Source organism: Paraburkholderia phytofirmans (assembly GCF_046028095.1).
Taxonomy (GTDB): Bacteria; Pseudomonadota; Gammaproteobacteria; order Burkholderiales; family Burkholderiaceae; genus Paraburkholderia; species Paraburkholderia phytofirmans_A.
Map to the genome: position 1 here is coordinate 103,515 of NZ_JAQQDJ010000002.1, position 18,605 is coordinate 122,119.

Sequence of the window (18,605 nt, forward strand, 5' to 3'; positions counted from 1 at the left end):
TTCTCTTATCGCAAACTACTTGCCCTTCGGTAAAGGGCCGAGCAGCTCTTCGAAAACGTGCTCGCAGCTCTTCGTCACAACATGCAATCTTCCCTTATGCGCGTCCGAAAAGCGCTGCTTACCACGCTGTACCTTTGTGTCGATCTTCGGATATCGAGTGCACGCAATCAAAGCAGCAATTCTCTCTCCATCCTTCTTCTCTCTCTCGGCCAACTTGGCTGTCGCCATCACCTGTTCGATCGCATGGTCAACGTCAGAGCCTTTCAGCTCAACAACGATATGCCCTACGTTAGGCTTGGATAAAATCCAATCGGCGGCCGTGGCCTCTTTAACGAGGCAGCCATCCACTCTTATTTTTATATGTTTCACCTTTTCTTTATTGAGGAAGGTGGCGCTCCTTTCCCCTCCTCTATCATCCAACTTGATTTTGCTTACCTTGGTATCTTCTCGACAACAGCATTCAGCCATGACCCCTCTCAATATCTAAGAGACGATCGAATTCCTCGGCAATATCCCCCGAGACCTCATCCAAATATTCACCATCAATCAAGCCAGTATCATCAATAATATTGGTCAACACGCCGTCTATAATCGCGTAGGCATTAACAGTTCCCGGCCGAAGGGCGCATTTAATTTTTAGAATTTCATCTAATTTCCCAATCACCGTTGCACCAAATTTTTTCTCTATCGCACCAGCTTTAATCATATTATTGATTTTTGCAAGTACGTATGGACTATGCGTCGTCACAAGCAAATCTTGTGACTTTGTGCGAAGCCTGACCAGCGCGCAAAGCAACTGCACCAGATTATTTTGTGCATGAGGAAATAAATGTGCTTCCGGCTCCTCAATGTACATAATTCGTCTGTACAGTGGCGGCGCCACTCCAGCTCCGCGCGGAACGTTAGAAAATGGCGCGAGTGTTTGCAAGATCAGAACAAGCGGCAAAAGCTCTTGCTGACCGGATGACAACGCATTAAACGGAAGCAGACGCCCGTCGGCAGCCCTTAGATACTCTTTGCCGCCTTCCAAGACAACTTTTCCGCCCAGCATTTCCTGAAATACTCTTTCGGCGTAATTGTCGTGAACTGGTCTGCGATTTAGACGCGCTCTAGCAGACGCGTAACGCCGACCAAATTCAGCGGTGACAAAATCGATTAGCCCACTATGCTCAAATGCCAGCAATGCTTTTCCAGGCCCGGTAAAGAACGACCGCCCGGCTGGAATAAATATTTGATTTGAGACATAATTTTCTCCGAGCGATGCAGACAATGCCTTCGTAGCTGCGGCACCGAGTCGGCGCAACGAATTATACTCAGCAACAGTCGACCTTTCAGTATCAGAAACCTCAATTTCGCTGAATAGATTTGAAGCCTCATTAATGAAATTTTCAAAATCCGATGAAAATGTAACGGAGGCAGTATCAAGCAGCTCGCCACCACTTGATTTGCGTAAAAGTCGAATTTTAAAATCGCCGAGATAGAATTCTATAGAGAAGCGATCGCTCCCCCACGCAGAAACTGGAAACCATTCCTGAAAATTCTCAAGAACTTTTTTTCTCGCGACCTGACTGGAAAGACCTTCTTTCACAAGTTCGGCCGAATTGACGAAAAAATCTGTAAAAAAATACGTGAGCTTAAGAAGCACGCTCTTCCCACTCGATTGCGGCCCTATGATCGCGGTTAGCGGCGCGAGATCTAAAACCGCGCTTTTGAGGCAAGAGAAATTTTTTACGACGAGGCGGCGCATCGGTTCGACTTTAGAGGTTGGTCTGTCAGCAATTGTTACACAATTTCCAGCTATGGACTTGCCTCAGTACGAACAATTACTGCACCCGACTGCACATCGCTCGCAATCGTCGTCCATCTTTTGCGGCGAGTATGTAGTTGAATCCTTGCCGAGAGAGGCGAACTCGCTATCGATGGATCGGTGCGTTTACGGGACCCATCATAGGGATAACCCTCACTTTTTGAGGCGGACACGCGATCGAATGATCTGTCATTGGAATTGCTACTATCGCGCTATAAATTCTGATACATCGTGGGGGACAAAATAGTTGACGACAGAGACCATTAAACCGACGCTCGACAATCGCCGCTTTTTCCACAGCTTTCCGAGACCGAAGAAGAAGGACCATCCCTCGGCAACGCTGGATCGCGGCCTTCGCATTCTCAAACTGATGCGCGATACAGGACTCATCTTGGCTCCAGAGGTGGTCGACTGGGATCTGACCAGCTTAGGAGTGGCGGAAAAGGAGAAACTTCAATTTCTTCAACGACGGGCATGCTTCACAGAACTCTCATTTGACGAGCTTCCGCAACATGCAGAGACGTTTGGTCCGATTTCGCTGGCATTCGATATTACAAGGCTGCGTCTCTCCGGCGCTGTGCCAGTCAACTATGTGCCACAGGGCTCAGCGGACAATCCGGCGAGCGCATTGCCGACGCTTTTCGCTAGGGGCGTGTATCACACCCAATTAGTCTTGGGGAAATTGAGAGACATCCACCGGAACTGTTACCCCGAGCACGTGAAGAGCTTTGCACCAAACGGGATATCACCCGACGCCAAGTTTCATTTTCCGAAAACTTCGGATGGTAACGGTGGAGTTGAAGTGCCCATCAGCCACGTTAAGGCTTTGCTGGACAATGTCACTTTCGGGTCGATCCCATTCGACCATAGCGAGGCGGTTCTCGGCGCCCTGCTTAACCTCTACTATCCCACCGATAACGCCCGTCACGGCGAGACTTTAGCTTACTATCGCCAGCGCGAGTGGCGACTCTTCGGTGGTGGGTTTAACCTGAACGGGCGCCCAACAGCCTCACCACTGACCGGGCCACAGCGTACGGAACTCGAAGCGATTGACCCTCACTTCTGGCAGCGGACAGAGCGATATAGGGTCGGCTTGGAGGAGCACAGCGGAACACGCTCAGAACTGGCGCTCCGATACACTCCATCCGACCGCTTCGATTTCCTCGAACTTGTCGAGGCCATCTATGCCCCGCCGGGCGCGATTGACAAAATTAAAGAGGTCGTGGGAACCAAAGTCCCCATTCACCCTATTGGCCACGTTGGGGCCTGACTTATACCCTGCAGCGGTGTTTCCGCTGCACTTTCTCACGCAGAAACAAATTACCTTTGCTGCTGATCCGCTACCAGACACCAAAGTATCACTCGATCACTCGACGAAATACTGTGTGTTTACACAGTATTTCGTCGAGGTGCAATGTGAAACTTCCTCCTTTCCACCCCCTACACTCGCCGATCTGCGCAACTGGTGCCGAGATCATCGCGGCGAAGGCGATGTTGAGCGGTTGATTCTGGAAGAGCAATATCTGCGGCTTGTGCTGCTGCGTCTGCGCTGCGGAGCGGACGCCGCCGTACGGCTGGCGAAAGGGGTGGACCGCAGCCTCATTGCCCGCGAATCACCGATCATGGAACTTCGAATACGACTTGCCCTGGAGGTGCTGCGCATCGGCGAGATCGACGACACACCGAGGCACGACGCCGTGCCAAAAAACGTCCGAGAATACGCTCGCGATCCGGACGCGGTCAAGTTCGAGGCCGATGCACGGCGTCGGCGCGGACAACGGGAATAGACTGCCCGCCGCTCACGTTCGTCAAAGAACTGCGACAAGCGCAGATCTCGATCATTAATCAATGTTGGGTGGCAACCGATACTCGCTCGATCGTCGCCCGCCGGTGAACTAGCCTGCCCAGATACGCTGTCATTGGGCACTCTACAAACCAATATGTTGCAATGCCCGTAGCTACACATCCCGCAACGGCAAACGCAACATAAGACACAGCGTACACCGGGGCGGACGATGTAGTTCCCAATATCCCCCAAAGCGCTCTAGTCATTCCGAACGAGAAAAATTGCATCAAATAGATTGAGTAAGAGGCGTCACCGATTAATCCGAGCAGGCGACTTCTATAATGGCAAAGGGCGACGAGCGCTCCGATCACAATTGCAGCAGCAGGAACGCCCTTGTTGATACCCCGGTTCCCAGCGCCAGTCGTACAAAGCATCAAGGCGGCAACGAATATAATTATCCAAGCAACAGTGCGAGTTGGCAGCACATCTCGGCGATATGCAACAGCAATCCAGACGCCCATGACAAACTCAAGTAGGAGCGTGTTTGTAAATGTTAGCGCAATTGGATCTGCCGGACGAACGATGAATCCGCTGATGACCAGAGCGACAAAAACGAACGACACTAACGTCGCTCGTCTTAGCTGAGTAGCGGGTATAAACAGAGCGAAGACCGCATAAAAAAACACCTCATAACTTAGGGTCCAGCCAGGGACAACGATGGGCCAAACATTGCCGGGGTGGGCGAGCGAGAAATGAGGGATAAACAAAAGGCTCTTGACGCTCGTCGGAACATCGACAATCGTTGAACGCATCAGATGAGGCGCGAAGAGCGCCAAGCCCACAGTCAACAGTGTGACAACCCAATACATGGGGACAATTCTGACAATTCGTTTGAGAACAAATTCAACTCTCCCTCCTTTGCCGGTATCACCAAGCGATCCCATGATGAACCCACTAATAACAAAGAATATGTCGACCCCGACAGCTCCAACGCTTAGTGGAGGAAGCGTATCGCTGAATCCTGCGATCGTGGCCGGTGCGTGATATGCGGCCACAAGGAGCGCTGCGAGAGCCCGCAGATACTGAATCTGATCGATTTTTTTCATTTGCTCGCCGTCGCGCGTTGAGCTTGTGCCCTCGGCGACTAACAGAGAGGAGCACAAGCATGGGAATACATGATCTTTCCCAGCGGTAAGGACTGGTAAGACAGGGCTTAAAAAGACATCGTTTTGACCGAAATCAACCCGCGTCGCAGCCGTAACGAGTGGTGGCGTCGGACATGACATACCCGTACACGATGTCCGGAGAAGGCAGTGTCCGACGGCACCCTAGAACGTTGAGCGGGTACCCATACACGGCGTGTTTATACTCAAAACAGTCCAGTTGGCTCGGCAGCATCGTCCCAACTGAAAATGATCACCTCTTTCCGCGCTGCTTCCTTTCCGCCACCGCCAACGGTGTATTTAATGTCCACCGTCTCGGTGTGGAAATCTTGGAAAGCGTGCCGGATTTCAGGGTGGTCGTTCAGGCTGATGATTGCCTTTCCTTTCAGCGCCCGCAGACGCGCGGCCATGGCGATGTATTCCTCGTACGGGAATGGCACACCATAGCCCTCCGTCTGCCAATACGGCGGATCGAGATAAAACAACGTATGCGGCCGATCGTATCGATCAATGCACGTTTTCCAGTCCAAGTGCTCGACGAACGTATTAGAGAGGCGGAGATGCGCCGCAGACAGGCTTTCCTCGAGACGTAGGAGATTCAGGCCCGGTGGCGCAGTGGTTGCCGTGCCGAACGATTGCCCCTCCACCTTCGCACCAAAACAGTTGTGCTGCAGATAATAGAAACGGGCTGCGCGCTGGATATCGGTGAGGGTTTCCGGGACCGTGTCCTGCAGCCATTTGAAAACCTGTCGGCTCGTGAGCGCCCACTTGAACTGACGCACAAACTCCTCGAGGTGGTGCTGCACGACGCGATATAGATTGATCAGATCGCCGTTGATATCGTTGATGACTTCGACCGCTGCCGGTGGCCGGAGAAAGTACAGCGCCGCTCCGCCCGCGAATACTTCGACGTAGCACTCATGCTTCGGAAAGCGCGGGATCAGATGATCCGCAAGCCGGCGCTTTCCGCCGATCCAGGGAACGATAGGGTTTGCCATATTTGGAATTGCCTTTTCTTTTTGCGTTAGAATTCGGCCCGCCTACCGGTAGGTGTCAGGGCCTTGGCTAATTCACTGGTCTATTCAGTGGAAAGGTGGCCGGGGGAAATGCGCGAACATCATCCCGGTCGCCCTGTCTTTTCCCGTGCCGCGAAGCACGTCAAAGTCACTTTGGTCTGTCTGCATAGAGCGTATTTCCCGACGGGGATTTACGCGCGCAGTCTTTGAATCGCGTCGATTCATGGCGTTAAACACGCACCACGCCTATTACTGTCTCCGATGCAGTCGGTTTGATCCCCCGATGCTTCGGCCTATCTGCATCGATGGGCCATTTTTTTGTTGACCCATTCCGCCAATACGTGGCCCTGTCCCGCAGTTCGTCTTCCGAATAGCCTACTGGACCGTACACTCGCCCGGCCTCGGATCGTTTGAGGGAGCCTAGGTGGCGAACTCCATCCCTCAAAAGCCTTTAGCCTGCCAGTAGTCAACGGCAGGCTTCCTTTTCGTTGTAAGACGGCGACAAAAGCGGGGCGCGCTGCTGCATTGGTGCGGTGCGGAATTTTTCTTGTTTATAATTCCCACAGGACTTTTAACGCCAACCGCGCCGAAAGCTCCTTCCTAGTTCGAGGCAGCCGCACTTAGCGCGGCTGCCTTTTTTTTACTTCTTCGAACCCACACACGCAACCAGCAACGCCTCGAGCTGCCCCTCCCACTGTTTGCGCTGCAGGCGGTCCCGCCAGAGCCGGTCGACGGCCGAGCCGTTGGGCGGCGCCAGCAGATCAGTATCCACGAGGAAAGCAGGCGCAGTTGGCACCGCGTCAATGCACGAAACCGGCACCTGAACCTTCGCCTCGACAGTCTCTGTGTGGACAACTGGTGAAATCGGCGCCAACGGCGCCGAGCCGCAACCCGGAACGACTAGCAGCGCGCTACAGAGCGCCGCGCAAACGATCGAATGCCGCATCGCATGTCTCCGACTGGTTGGATGGATCCTGGATCCGTTGGGAAAGTGCGTCGATCTGACGCTGGTATGACTGCGCCTGCGTCACCGCCTTCGCCTGCGCCGCTGCGGCTGCCGCTCGAACGGCGAATGCTTCGGAGGCTGCCTGCGTGACCGAAGCCGAGCAGGCTTGCACGCCTGATGCAGCGGCGGCCACATCCGCCTGCGACGTCGCGAGCAGCGAGCGAAGCGTGCCGATCGACTGATCGTCCGCCTGCGCCTTCTGCTGTGCCGTCGCGAAGTCCGAGCGCGCGCTGCGCAACTCGAAAAGCTCCACCGTGCATGCGATCGCCAGCACCACAGCGATCAGGCCGACAACGACAAGCGCGATACGCCCGACAATATCCGTCATGGTTTTTCTCCCTGAATGCGGCGAAGGCCGGCATCGAGCGCCTGATCCAGCACGCGCTTTCCGCCCCAGCTCGCCAGTGTGATCACGAGTGCCGTGAGCGGCGCTGGCCACCCACGCCACTCGCAAAAAAAGAAAGCGGACAGGCCGGCCACGATCGATGCGGTAATCACGCTGCCGATTTCGATCAGCGCCGAACGCGCCGGCGGATCGCTCGAGGCGAACCGCTGGAACGTACTGGCCGTCCCGCCGATGAGTGCCAGCAGAATCGCCAGCAGGAGCGACGCCCCCTGAATACCCGCCAGGCCATCAGCGAGCACCGTCTCGGTCTGCCGCACCATCGCGTACGCTGCCGCTGCCCAAAGCAGCGCGCACGCTCCCCAACCCCATAGAATCAATCGGCGCACGTTATTCCCCGTTTTGCCTGCGTTTCGCGATAACCGAGCACCAGCCCGAACAGCGCCATGCCCACGTAAAAAAAGACCTGCGCCGCGTTGACGAAGTACGCACTTGCCGCGAACAGCGGCGTCACATAACAGGCCGCCGCTATCGCGTACAACCAGTGCCGGCGGGCCTGAGCCCAGCGGAATATGTATCTTTCCGGCAACCAGTCATTGACCGCGACGTCGGCGGCAACGACAAGGGCAAGCACAGCAGTCCCGGCCGTCACCGCGTAACCCCAGAAGCCATCGCGCGTGAGCATCACCGACGTGGCCGAGCACGGCGCAGTAAATGCGGACACAGCGATATAGACCGCCAGGTACGCATAGATGAATCTCGCAAGGGCATCGTTTTTCATGCGGCGGCCCTCGCGTGGTTTGCGCCAAGCTGGAACAGCACGCGCTCTGCTTCACGCCGCTTGACCAACCCGGCCAGCACCTTGCCGCCAGCCAGGTTCCAACGCGCGAATTCGGCGATTGCGCCGTCCGTATCGCCGGCATTGAGCTTGCGCAAAAGCGTCGACGTGTCGAAATTGCCGCTGCCGATGTTGAACACCAGGTCGACGAGCGCGTCGTATTCCTCCTGGTTCAAAGTAACTTTGACGTCGCGCTTCACCACGGCTTCGGCACCGCGCACGTCCGCGCGCAACCAGTCGACGGCCATGTCGCGCGTGATCACCTTGCCGGGCCTGACGTCCGGGCCGGTATGGCCCCAGCCGCCCGTCCACGGGGCACCGTTCAGCGAGCCGAGGTCGGGCGAAATCGCACCACCAGCGAGCACCCGCTGCCATAGCCCCTGCGCCTGCAGCGCTTTGGCGAGTGGCGACGCTGGATCCGGATACGCGAACAGCACAAGCGTCTCTGCGTTCTCCGTAAGCGACATGCCCTGGTCGGAGTATTTAAGGTTCTCGTTCAAGCGCTGCCCCCAATGAAAAAGGCCGCGCCGATGCGAGATCGGAGCGGCCATAAAAAAACCACCCGAAGGTGGTCGAAAAAAATCTGCTTTGTCGGTGGACTATCTGGCGAAACAGACGAGCCCGATCAATCCGCCCGTCAGCGTTGCAACGACATCCCAGACGGATACGTCGCCGCCAGTGAAATGATCCAGCACCTCCTTGAGTATTCCGGCGACGGCCACGAGGGCAATACCGACCTGCCAGTTGACGAGGTCCGCGACAGCGAAAATAAGCACACCCAGGATGACGTGCAGACACTTGTCCTGCGGAATGGCTTTCATGATTGCCGCTTCGATTGATCGCATGACTTCCCCTATCCCATGTACCAGACACCGTTGTATTGTGTGAAGGTGTACATCGTCTTGTCCGCAAGGGCCACGGCCGCACCGGTGGGCGTGTTGATACCCGAGCCATTGGCGATTGTGACCTGCGCATCACCGAGCACACGGATCGTGTCCCCTTCCGCGCCCCCCGTAAAATTGGTCACCGTCGTCGCCGTGGCATAGCCTGCGAATACCACGAGGCTCGTGCCTGTCACATCGACTATCGTTGTTTTATCGGCTGGGCGGATGGCCTGAGGCGGATTGACCACGCCTGAGCCGAGAAATCCCTGAGTCAGAAACAGTCCCGAGGCGTTGTAGAACCCACCGCAGTCAATGTAGCTGTTGCGGACGTTGGCGTTCGAATTACTGACGTAGTCCTCATAGCCATACTTTTGTGGGATCGTCGCGTCGTGACCATCCGATCTGCAGGAAGAGAATTTGCAGCCGCTCGATGTCGCGCTGGCATAGAAGCCAGAGTAAAGGCCAGAACCTGCCAAGCTATTGTTATAGGCCGTACAAACCGAGCCGATCACGTTGCCATCAATCCAGAATCCCACGCCACCGTTACTATCGCCGCGACACAACGCCATACGATGGCCAGCTCCGGACTGAGGGCCGATGTAAATCCCACGATCCGCTTGCTCCCCAACAGCATTGCTCAAGAAGCTGTTAGCGCCATAGACAGCAATCGCTGCCCGAAAAAGATTAGCGTCGGTCACAGTGGCGGCAGACTGCCCGGCCATCTCGACTCTATTGATAAAGTCATCCGTACCATGCGTCTCCAGAACCCCAACAACACCAGTGCGAGTCGGACTTAGGAGACAGTTGGTGGCCAGCAGATCTTCGAATACCACGCCCCAGCCGTTGCTATGAAGAAACGCCTGATCGGCGAAACCATTGGCGGAGCAGCACTTGATCGCTCCCCACCTTGTTCCCTGGAAGCGCACACCTCCGCCTGCATAGGCTGCACCTAGCCCCTGAAAGTTGATGCCTTTTACGCTCAGCACGCCCCGCTTCAGGGTGGCCGGTGTGTCGACCACGAAACCGGGCGCCGCCTGCGACAGCGTGACGCCGGCAATCGGGCCATCTACCTGAGCCAGATAACCGAAATGCTCCGCACCGCTAACCAGATGCACGCCATCCTTGAGCACGACATTGCAGAAATAGTTGCCGTTCGGGAAACGGATCACCCCGCCGCCGGCTGCGGCCAGTACATCGATCGCCGATTGAATTGCTGCCGTGTCGTCGGCGCTGCCATTACCCTTGGCACCAAAGCGCTTCGGGTTTGCATAACCGTCATTGAGATCATCCGCTACTGTTCGCGCAACGGAGCCGGCCAATGCACCTTTGAAGCCGACCAATGATGCACCGCTCGGTGCGGCAATCAGGCGATCGTCGGCAGCGTGCGCAACCATCGACACGCCTTTTTCCGGGTCGGCCAGGTCCCGATCGTCCACGGCGTGTGCGACCATCCTGACGCCTTTGTCAGGGCTGGCCAAATCCGCGTCCTGGGTGTACGGACTCATGTCGACCCATGCCATGGATGCCCCGTCCTCACCCACGCCCAGCATGCGACCCGCGTTGCCGGTCAGCAGCGGAATATTGACAGTCGCCGCGTCCGCATGCGCCGCTGCAGCTGCGGCCTCAGCGGCCTGACGATCTTGCGCCACGATCACCGCGTCATGAGCCGTAGCCTGCGCATGATCACTGGCCTGGCTTGCTGACTCCAGTGCCGAGGCCCGCGCATCGATCGCCGACTGGGCGGTATCAACCGTTTCCTGCAGCATCGGCAACAGGTACTCTGTATGCCCGCCGTCAAGCATGTCACGATCGGTACTGCCGTCGTCGGAATACTGATGTCCGGTCAGGGGGAAAGTTACTTTGCTCATCGAATTTCCTCGAGCTCGAAGGCGTTGGTATGGTTGTTGAGGAACGAAAGCTGCAGCGGATTGATCTGCCGCATGCGGGCGAGAAACGAGTGCCGCAGCAGATTGATCGCGTCATCGCTGTCCCACACAAACAGCAGCTCCTGGTCGATGCCTGCCGCCCGCTGTGTTTCGAACACCTGACCGTACGCTTCGTCGTCGGAGAGCCAGTCGAGTGAGAACTTCTGTACGCGCCGGCCGTTGCGCCGCTCGAAATACGGCGTTCCGTCCACCGCTCTATCCATCGTGGTATCGAACTCCCAGCCGAGCTGCGGGTTGTAGCTCGCGTTATTCACCGGCGACCACGCCTGCGAGACGAACACACGGCCGAATTCGAGATACCCATCCGGATTGCCCTCGTCAGAGAATTCGAATCGGACGTAGCGGCCGAAAACAGGTGTCCTGATCACGCAAAGTATCAACGCTGGATAGCTCTTGCGCTGATCCTCAGGCAGCCGCCCATCCCACCAGTTCGGATCTTCCCAGTCAAGCATCGACGGGCTGTAAAGTCGTGGCCATGCCTGCCGCCACACTGAGCCGTAAAGCGGTGAGCTGAGTGTCGAGTCAAACACGGACGTATTGAAATCCGGATCGCGCGACACCCGGATCCGATAGCGTCCGTTGAGCGTCAGGTTGTGGCGAACCATCGCGAACATCGACACCTTGCGCGAGACCTTGAGATCCACGTCGAATTGCGTATCAGCCATTTCCGCCGTCTTGCTGCGCGCCACACGTGACAGACGCGGGTCCTGCAGGTTCGTCAATGGCACTTGCCACGCACCGCCCGAAAGCACCCCGGCGTCCGTCTGGTTCGGAAACCCCAGCATGAGTTTTGCCATGCGCTTGTCCCTTGTTACCGTTCGTCAGCCCCACAGCACGAGCGCCGCAAGCCCGTGTGTGAAACCGGTATTGATGCCGATCACGCGAAAGAGCCGACCGTGCAGTCCAAAGCGCGGGGTATCGAGCGCCACGACGTCGCCCAGGTCCACTTCACCAAGCTCAGTCACGGGCACGTCGACGTCGAGCGTGAGACGCCGCACGCCGTACAAAGCAAGACGCCGCTGCGATTCCGCAACGGCGTCCGGTTCATTCGCGAGCCCTGTATCGAAGCTCAGTTCGTCCGCGTGTGGCCACGGCACCTTGATTGCCGGGTCTTCGCTGGTCGACGTGCGGTATTCCTGCGCGAGCCACGCTACCGTCCGCGCTGACGCCGCAGCAACGTCGGTCTGTGTGGTGTAGTTGCGCGCATAGTTCACAGCGACGCTCCACGCCGGCACACCCGCAGCACGGACGGTCAGCGCCATCTGCGTTTCCTGGCCCCACGTGACGACGGGCGTGCCCGCTGGCGCGTCGAGCCGTCCCATACGCAGGCGGCTTAAACGGTCGAATCCGTACCAAGCACCGATCGAACCCGCAATCGTGTCCATCAGTGTTTGCGGCGTCGCATCCGCGTCGGCCCACGTCCCGGTCACCGCGCCGTTCAATGCATCAAGCGCGGCGGCGTCCGTCATCACAATGTCCGCGTCGGGCACACCCGCATCACGCGCAATCGCGACGAGCAGATCCGCAGCACTTGTTTGCGCGCCCTGTGCGTCGCATGTCACCGTGCCAGCGGGCGCACTGCCGAGCCGAAAAATACCGGTCGCGCAGCGGAATTGCCCAGGCGATGGGGCCGTTGCCTGCATGTCGTCCGTGCTGGCATAGTCCGCACCTCGGGCGAGCGCGACGCCGTTGTCATACACTGCGGCCACGACACACGCTGCGTCGCTGACCTGATAGATCAGCTTCGACGTGTTCACGCACTTTGGCGATACGTTCAGCACCAACCCATAGACACGCGGCTTGAACTGATCTTTCAGATCATCCTTCGTGCCCTCGATACCGGATGGCAGCACGTTATTGCCAAGGTATCTGGGACGATTGGCGATCGTCAGATCCGCGAGCCTGTCCTCGATCACGACCGAGAGTCCAGTGTCCTGCACTGAAACGTCCGACAGCGTGCCGGTCATCACCACCGCCCACTGCGAGTACGGCACGCTGAGCTCGCCCATCCGGACGACGAAACGCCGCCCGGAGAAAGCGTAGTCGGTAACCAGATCATCAAGATGACCATCCTGATTCACCAGCAGCACATTGCCGACGGTCACTCTGGTCGCACCGAACGTTGCCGCCCCGTCGAACAGCAGCCGGTCAAGCGTGGGCGCCGTCTTGATAACGGGCTCGAAATAGATGTTCGGCGGCACATCGTCAGGCCGCGTCATGAAGCCGGCCTCCGAGAAATACCACGTATGCACCTGACCGGTCGGCAGGTGATACGCATCTGCCTCCATTGCGATGATCATTGCTGGCCTGGCCTCCTTTGCTGTTGCAGCACCGCAGTCTGCTGGTCCATTTTTTCCGACCCGTCACGCGCAATCGCGTCGGCCTGCTGGAGCTGTGCGGCAAGTAACTTTGCGATTGCTTCCGCCTGCTTCGCGTTCTGCTCCCGCAAAGCCTTCAACTCCTGTAGCAGTGGATCGTTGGCGCTCGACTGGTATCGCGTGAAATCGACCGCCTGCATTGCAGGCAATCGCGCATCGAGCGACCGTGCTTCATTGGCAGTAAGCACCCGTTCGCCCGCGTGCAGTTCGGCGATATAGCCGTCGAACGGCACACGGTACAGACCCGACGCATGCGAGCCGTTGACCGACGTCCATGCCTGCAGACTCGAGATCGCTTCGGCCACGGTTTGCACCGACGAATTCACGTCGACGATGCCCTTCACCATCTCTTTCAACTGATCGAGTTGGGCATCCGCCGACGAGCTCGCGTAGTCCATCGACTGCATAACTTCCGCAAGGTCAGATTGATACTGGCCTGAGCTCGCGTTGTACGCTTTCGACGCATTGAGGAAATCCTGCGCGGCCGACGTCAGGCCGGCCTGCGCGGTGGCGTCCCCGCCGATCGCCTTGCCGTACAGATCCTCGAAGCGCTGGCGGGTCTCTGCGTATTGCTGCTCCGGTGACGCAGTCGAAAGATCGCCCGTTGTGAGTGACTGGCGAAACTGGTCGACCTGATCCCTGAACGATTGCAACGCCTGCGACTGGGTGCTGTACGCAGAGGCCACCGCGGACTCATATGAACTGACGACATTGTCGAACGCAGGCGCCAGCGCAAGCAGCGAGACATAGGCCTGCTGTCCCGCTGCCGTCGACAGGTCGAGAGACTCGACAAGGTCACGGAACTGATCCCGCGTGTGAATACCGCTATAGCCGAGCGCGGCCAGCTGATCCGTCACGGACTTCGACGCGTCATCAGCCTGCTGGGCTGCCGACGTGAAATGCTGATAGAAGTACGTCGCGCTCGTGTTGAACGAGTCCACACCGCCGGCCAGACTCAGCACGGCGGTCTGTGCATCGACCGAGGCGTTCTTGAGATTGTTGAAGTCGTCGCCCATCTTCTGGATGGAATCGAACAGCGACTTCAACGAATTAAGCTCGCTCAGCAACGAGGTGATGTCATCGGCCGACAGCTTCGACGCGTCGACGCCCTGCAGTACAGCGGCATATGGCGTGTCCAGATTCGCCTTTTGCAGGGAGTCGATAACTGAGCGCTGCAATTGCAGGCTGAAGTCGTTCAGCACCGTCGTCGAATCCTTGACGCCATTCAGATCCTGACGGTTGACGTCCGTGTTCAGATCACCGAAGCCGGCCGCCACGAACGAATTGCCTTTCTGCGGGCTGATTTCATACGTCGCGGAATACTGCCCCAACCCGTCGATCGACCCGCCCAGTTGCGAGGCGAGCGATTTGATCGAGTCATACGTGTTTTTGATCGAGGCCTGAACATCCGTTGCAGCCGGATCTCCTCCAGACGGGCCGCGCACCTTGGTGATGTTGTCGTTACTGTCGATCGTATAGTCAGCGCCATAGCGGGTCTCACCGCCACCGATGAAAGAGCCGACCAGCGATCCCAGTACCATCCCGACAACGGCGCCGATCGGGCCGGCCAGTGAGCCCAGTGACGCACCGATTGCGGTGCCCGCCACGGCCGAAGACGCCCCGATTGCCAGACCGCCCATCGCACCAAGGGATCCACCAAGGTTGGAATACCCCTTGTTCCCGAACAGTGCGCCACCCGCCAGACCGCCCAGCAGGCCAGCGCCGCCGTACATCAGCCCGGCAGATGATCCAAGCGTGCCACCCAGGCCACTGCCCGCCTCGCCCGCCGTGAATCCATACGCATTGGAGCCAAGCGCGGATGCATAGCTGCCGGCGCTTGCTGCCACGTCTCCAGCGGTCCCACCACCCAACCCACCCAGCAGGACGCCGCCGCCCGACAATGCGCCCGTGCCCGCACCCGCGATCGCCGACGCACCGAGCGCCGTGGATGCCCCCCCGTATCCCTGAATCCACCCCATCACGGTGTTATAGCCGTTGGACAGGTTGTTGTACGTGCCGTACGGATTCGACAGCAGATTGTTTAGCGCACCGCTGCCGCCCGCTCCGTTGTTCTGCAGGATCGAGTTCTGCACCCCGCTGCCGCCGGCAATGCCGGCAATCTGCGCGATCACGCTGACGACGAAAGGTTTTGCAAACGACTTGTACAGCTCATCGACAACCGTCGTCTCAAAGGTGTTCTTCAGAGACTTCGTGAAGCTCGACCAGCCGTTCTTGCCGTCCGTGAGCATCTGCAGGAAACCGTTGTGGAAGTCGGTCCCGATACCGTCAATCGTGCTCTGCCAGCTCCTGACCAGATCGTCCTGCTGTTTCTTTGCCTGCGCAAGATCGTCGAGGGTCGCCTGATCGCCAGCGACACCATGCAACGCGGTCGAAAGTGACTTTGCTTTCGCGATCGCTTCATCCCAGGACTTCGTGTCCGCAAGATTGCCCTGCAACAAGGCAATAGCACGTCCCTGGTCGAGCGCGGCGACGGTGTCGTCAGCACGCGATGCCCTGAGATCATCGATCGCGGACTTCGTCATGCCGAAGGTGTCGATCTGGTCCCGCAGCGACTGCCCCTGCTGGTTCGCTGAGTCGATCTGCTTCTGCATTGCATCGAGCTGGGACTTGCCGTACTTGTCCCACACCTCGTCTTCCTGCGCGGCCGACTGCGCGACCTTCTGGAAGAAGTCCTCGACGGCCTTGCTACCGTCAGCAAGAGCCTTGCGTTCCTGGTTGGCGAGCTGCGCACGCTGCACGGCACTCAGGTTCCGGTTGTTCATGCCCTGCGCGATCAGGGTAGCTTCCCTGTTCGCGGCGTCGATATGATCGGATGCGGCCTGGGCGAGCAGATTGCGATCCAGCGTGTAGTAGTCGGTGACCGAAAGGGCACCGCCCTTGTACTGCGCGTCGAGCACCTTACGTGCACTGTCGACCGCCGACAGTTCCTGTGCAAGCGCATCTTTAACGGCCTGCACTTCGCCCGCGAGCTCGGCACGATCGACGAGCCCCGTGCCGCCTTTGCGGCCGGTCCTGTCCTTGTCCTTATCGTTGATCTTCTGTTCGTCGGCGAGCTGCTGCTCCGGACTCAGATTCAACGCGGCGGTTTTGTCGAGATAGTCGTTGACGGCCTTGACGCGCTTTTCGGCGGGCGTCGCAAACTGATCATTCCACGTTGCATACCAGCGCTTCGCGTCGATCAGCTGCTGCTGTTGCTCATTTTGCGACGCCCTGTCACGGGCCGCCTTCACCGCCGCATCGCGCGCGGCGATTGCCTTTTGCAGATCGGCTTCGTCGTCGGCATCCCACGTGCCGAGCGGATTGCGCGCCTCTTTGTTAGCCAGCATGCGCGCGACGACTTCAGCCGGCCCGGCGGTGGCGCCGAATGAACCGACGGCCTCGATCGCGCCGTTGATCATGCCTTTGATATCCCGCCAGCCGGCGAGAATGATGCCCTCGTTCCTTGCGATCTCGCCCGTGCGCTCGTCCATCGCCTTCGAGAACGCCTCGACGGCAATCTGCGCAGCGCCGGTCGCATCGCCCTGCTTTTCGAGCGCCGCAATCTGATCGTACGTCGACGCGGTCAGATAGTGATACTGGTCGTTCAATGCAACCGACGCCTTGACCGGGTCTTCCGCAAGCCTGGTGAAATCGTCCACCATCTGCTTGACCGAGATCGACGTGTGCGTCGCCGCATCCGCCGTCGTGCGGCCGAGGTCGGCGATTTCCTGCCCGGTGAGCCGCCCGGTTGCCGCCAGCGCCGTCACCGCCTGCGCAGCGGTGTCGAAGGTTGCTCCGCCGGCCGTCGCGGCCTGTGCCATGCCGCGCAGCTCCTCGGTCGTGACGCCGGCATATTCGCCGGTCATCACGAGCGCCTCGTTCATTGCGGCGTTCTGTTCAGACACCTTGTACATCGCAGCTCCGGCCACCAGGATCGGCGCCGCGATCGCCCCGACTGCGAGCCCTGCGCCAGATGTCGCGACCTCCATCAGGTCCATCCGCTCGGCGAGCACCATCAGCGATCCGCCGAAGTTGCTCCAGCTACCCGTGGCAGCTTCATGAGCGAGGACGATCACTTCCCTGCGTGCGCCCGCCGTTTTCAGACCGAAACCTTCTACGGCAGCGCCCGCAGCCTGCGCGCCGGCCGCGACCGAAGTCAGCGCCTGGCGACTGGTCGCAATATCCGCCATCACCCGCCTGAAATCTGCTGAGGCCAGTGCGCCCGAGCGAAACGACGCCTCGAGCTGCGCTTCCTGCTGGGCGAGTTGACGAAGACCGATGCTCGCCTGCTCCGCCTTGATGCCGTTTAGCGCTCGCTCGTAATCCGCCGCAGAAACTGCGCCCGACCTGAAGGCATCTTCGAGCAGCGCCTGATCAGATTCAAGCTTTCGCGTGGCAGCGCCGAGGGGATCGTACTTCGCCGTGAGTGCTGCGAGTGACTTCGAGCGCGCATCCTCATCCTTGCCGATGGCAGCAAGCGCCGCGTCGTATTCCTGCATCGACAGCCTGCCCGTCGCCATCGCGCGATCAAGGCGCGCATACTGATCGCCGATGGTCGCGAAGCTCGAGCCGCCTTGAGCAAGCGTTGACCTCAACGCCTGCATTTCGTCATTCATCGCGACCGTCGCACGCTGGGCGTCGATCATCGACTGGGTTTGCGCTGCAATATTGACGCGTACCTGGTCTGCCGTTGCGCCCACCGTACCGATACTGCCCGTAGCGCTCTGCGAAGCCGACGACAACTGGACCATCGCCTGCTGCGCCTCCAGCGAGCGTGCAACCATGTCCCCGATGCGCGCGGCGGCCTGCGCTTCAGCGTCAGCCAATAGCGTCGTGCTGCTGGCAAGTCCTGCGCCGGACGCACTCGCTGCCTGCATCGCAGCGGCCAGATCCTTCGCGCCAAACGAACCAGCCGATAGTGCCGCGCCAATCTGCGCCGCTGTCGTAACCGTGCGGTTCTGGCTTTCGGTCAGTTCGGCCAGATACTGCGTCGAATCGAGCGTCAGGGTGACGTTAATGGCTCCGGCCGAAGCTCCCATAGTGCATTTCCCCAGAAGCGCCCGCCGGCGCAATTACGTTCGTGACGCGCGGGCTGAAAAAACATCGAGCGCCGCACGCTCCATCACGCGCACCGCGTCAAACAGCTCGCGGTGTCGCTTTCTCTTGAAGCCAAACATGCGGAGGACTGACTCGACTGCGGAGTAGTCGAGTCCCTCATAAAAGACGCCGCCGCCACTCAACGATGAGACGACCAGTTTCTTCCACTGCGTGCCGAGTGACGTGAAGACCTCCACCGCGTCCCAGTTTTCCGGCAGGACTTCGAAGTCATCTTCACCGGGACGCGACCGTGCCACATCGACCACGTCAGCCGGTGCACCGAACGCCGCCATCGCATCAGCGACGTCAGCGTCGACGGCAAAGTCGTTTCGCCGCTCTCC

General features: G+C 58.6%; 17 protein-coding genes. 2 read left to right on the forward strand and 15 right to left on the reverse strand.

The genetic code is table 11. The features are described from left to right. Positions 1–15 precede the first annotated feature (15 nt). Together PQR54_RS04950 and PQR54_RS04955 are read right to left on the reverse strand one after the other, a co-directional pair. Positions 16–468: a hypothetical protein gene (locus PQR54_RS04950; RefSeq protein WP_408244323.1), complete on the reverse strand. Its 453-nt coding sequence runs from the start codon at positions 466–468 to the stop codon at positions 16–18. Continuing rightward, on the reverse strand, positions 461–1,747 hold the full coding sequence (locus PQR54_RS04955) for an AAA family ATPase (RefSeq protein WP_408244324.1): 1,287 nt from the start codon (positions 1,745–1,747) through the stop codon (positions 461–463). Before PQR54_RS04955 ends, PQR54_RS04950 begins: the two co-directional genes overlap by 8 nt. 307 nt (positions 1,748–2,054) lie before the next feature. Between PQR54_RS04955 and PQR54_RS04960 the strand changes: the two genes are divergently transcribed. Then, the gene (locus PQR54_RS04960; RefSeq protein ID WP_408244325.1) at positions 2,055–3,077 is read left to right on the forward strand and encodes a hypothetical protein; all 1,023 of its coding nucleotides are present in this window, start codon (positions 2,055–2,057) and stop codon (positions 3,075–3,077) included. Positions 3,078–3,093: 16 nt separating this feature from the next. Then, positions 3,094–3,594: a hypothetical protein gene (locus tag PQR54_RS04965; RefSeq protein ID WP_408244326.1), complete on the forward strand. Its 501-nt coding sequence runs from the start codon at positions 3,094–3,096 to the stop codon at positions 3,592–3,594. Positions 3,595–3,652: 58 nt separating this feature from the next. On the opposite strand, the gene PQR54_RS04970 is transcribed toward PQR54_RS04965, so the two are convergent. The 13 genes from PQR54_RS04970 to PQR54_RS05030 all read right to left on the reverse strand — a co-directional run bounded on the left by PQR54_RS04970 (position 3,653) and on the right by PQR54_RS05030 (position 18,557). Next, positions 3,653–4,699 (reverse strand): acyltransferase family protein, encoded by a 1,047-nt coding sequence (locus PQR54_RS04970; protein ID WP_408244327.1) that lies wholly within the window; start codon positions 4,697–4,699, stop codon positions 3,653–3,655. Positions 4,700–4,962: 263 nt separating this feature from the next. Next, positions 4,963–5,754 (reverse strand): DNA adenine methylase, encoded by a 792-nt coding sequence (locus PQR54_RS04975; RefSeq protein ID WP_408244328.1) that lies wholly within the window; start codon positions 5,752–5,754, stop codon positions 4,963–4,965. A gap of 658 nt (positions 5,755–6,412) precedes the next feature. After that, positions 6,413–6,718 (reverse strand): hypothetical protein, encoded by a 306-nt coding sequence (locus tag PQR54_RS04980; protein WP_408244329.1) that lies wholly within the window; start codon positions 6,716–6,718, stop codon positions 6,413–6,415. After that, positions 6,684–7,106 (reverse strand): hypothetical protein, encoded by a 423-nt coding sequence (locus PQR54_RS04985; RefSeq protein ID WP_408244330.1) that lies wholly within the window; start codon positions 7,104–7,106, stop codon positions 6,684–6,686. The genes PQR54_RS04980 and PQR54_RS04985 overlap by 35 nt, the downstream gene beginning before the upstream one ends. Further along, on the reverse strand, positions 7,103–7,444 hold the full coding sequence (locus PQR54_RS04990) for a phage holin family protein (protein WP_408244331.1): 342 nt from the start codon (positions 7,442–7,444) through the stop codon (positions 7,103–7,105). Before PQR54_RS04990 ends, PQR54_RS04985 begins: the two co-directional genes overlap by 4 nt. A 53-nt stretch (positions 7,445–7,497) precedes the next feature. Then, complete coding sequence (locus PQR54_RS04995; RefSeq protein WP_408244332.1) at positions 7,498–7,902, reverse strand: hypothetical protein; 405 nt, start codon at positions 7,900–7,902, stop codon at positions 7,498–7,500. Beyond that, the gene (locus PQR54_RS05000; RefSeq protein WP_408244333.1) at positions 7,899–8,459 is read right to left on the reverse strand and encodes a lysozyme; all 561 of its coding nucleotides are present in this window, start codon (positions 8,457–8,459) and stop codon (positions 7,899–7,901) included. The genes PQR54_RS04995 and PQR54_RS05000 overlap by 4 nt, the downstream gene beginning before the upstream one ends. A 99-nt stretch (positions 8,460–8,558) precedes the next feature. Next, positions 8,559–8,780, reverse strand: a complete 222-nt coding sequence (locus tag PQR54_RS05005) for a hypothetical protein (RefSeq protein ID WP_408244334.1) — start codon at positions 8,778–8,780, stop codon at positions 8,559–8,561. A gap of 32 nt (positions 8,781–8,812) precedes the next feature. Next, positions 8,813–10,711, reverse strand: a complete 1,899-nt coding sequence (locus PQR54_RS05010) for a glycosyl hydrolase family 28-related protein (protein WP_408244335.1) — start codon at positions 10,709–10,711, stop codon at positions 8,813–8,815. Beyond that, entirely contained in the window at positions 10,708–11,586 is an 879-nt protein-coding gene (locus tag PQR54_RS05015) for a hypothetical protein (protein ID WP_408244336.1), read from the reverse strand. Before PQR54_RS05015 ends, PQR54_RS05010 begins: the two co-directional genes overlap by 4 nt. Positions 11,587–11,610: 24 nt before the next feature. Further along, a complete protein-coding gene (locus PQR54_RS05020; RefSeq protein ID WP_408244337.1) occupies positions 11,611–13,089 on the reverse strand; it encodes a hypothetical protein in 1,479 nt (492 codons plus the stop codon). After that, the gene (locus tag PQR54_RS05025; protein ID WP_408244338.1) at positions 13,086–18,206 is read right to left on the reverse strand and encodes a phage tail length tape measure family protein; all 5,121 of its coding nucleotides are present in this window, start codon (positions 18,204–18,206) and stop codon (positions 13,086–13,088) included. Before PQR54_RS05025 ends, PQR54_RS05020 begins: the two co-directional genes overlap by 4 nt. 33 nt (positions 18,207–18,239) lie before the next feature. Then, positions 18,240–18,557 carry a DUF1799 domain-containing protein gene (locus PQR54_RS05030; protein WP_408244339.1) on the reverse strand — a complete coding sequence of 106 codons (318 nt, stop codon included), beginning with the start codon at positions 18,555–18,557 and terminating at the stop codon, positions 18,240–18,242. Positions 18,558–18,605 lie beyond the last annotated feature (48 nt).

What these genes read in the sequence shown, in the direction of transcription:
- PQR54_RS04950 (WP_408244323.1), bottom strand. Translation starts at nt 468, where the DNA reads ATGGCTGAATGCTGTTGTCGAGAAGATACCAAGGTAAGCAAAATCAAG.
- PQR54_RS04955 (WP_408244324.1), bottom strand. Translation starts at nt 1,747, where the DNA reads ATGCGCCGCCTCGTCGTAAAAAATTTCTCTTGCCTCAAAAGCGCGGTT.
- PQR54_RS04970 (WP_408244327.1), bottom strand. Translation starts at nt 4,699, where the DNA reads ATGAAAAAAATCGATCAGATTCAGTATCTGCGGGCTCTCGCAGCGCTC.
- PQR54_RS04975 (WP_408244328.1), bottom strand. Translation starts at nt 5,754, where the DNA reads ATGGCAAACCCTATCGTTCCCTGGATCGGCGGAAAGCGCCGGCTTGCG.
- PQR54_RS04980 (WP_408244329.1), bottom strand. Translation starts at nt 6,718, where the DNA reads ATGCGGCATTCGATCGTTTGCGCGGCGCTCTGTAGCGCGCTGCTAGTC.
- PQR54_RS04985 (WP_408244330.1), bottom strand. Translation starts at nt 7,106, where the DNA reads ATGACGGATATTGTCGGGCGTATCGCGCTTGTCGTTGTCGGCCTGATC.
- PQR54_RS04990 (WP_408244331.1), bottom strand. Translation starts at nt 7,444, where the DNA reads ATGGTGCGGCAGACCGAGACGGTGCTCGCTGATGGCCTGGCGGGTATT.
- PQR54_RS04995 (WP_408244332.1), bottom strand. Translation starts at nt 7,902, where the DNA reads ATGAAAAACGATGCCCTTGCGAGATTCATCTATGCGTACCTGGCGGTC.
- PQR54_RS05005 (WP_408244334.1), bottom strand. Translation starts at nt 8,780, where the DNA reads ATGAAAGCCATTCCGCAGGACAAGTGTCTGCACGTCATCCTGGGTGTG.
- PQR54_RS05010 (WP_408244335.1), bottom strand. Translation starts at nt 10,711, where the DNA reads ATGAGCAAAGTAACTTTCCCCCTGACCGGACATCAGTATTCCGACGAC.
- PQR54_RS05015 (WP_408244336.1), bottom strand. Translation starts at nt 11,586, where the DNA reads ATGGCAAAACTCATGCTGGGGTTTCCGAACCAGACGGACGCCGGGGTG.
- PQR54_RS05020 (WP_408244337.1), bottom strand. Translation starts at nt 13,089, where the DNA reads ATGATCATCGCAATGGAGGCAGATGCGTATCACCTGCCGACCGGTCAG.
- PQR54_RS05025 (WP_408244338.1), bottom strand. Translation starts at nt 18,206, where the DNA reads ATGGGAGCTTCGGCCGGAGCCATTAACGTCACCCTGACGCTCGATTCG.
- PQR54_RS05030 (WP_408244339.1), bottom strand. Translation starts at nt 18,557, where the DNA reads ATGGCGGCGTTCGGTGCACCGGCTGACGTGGTCGATGTGGCACGGTCG.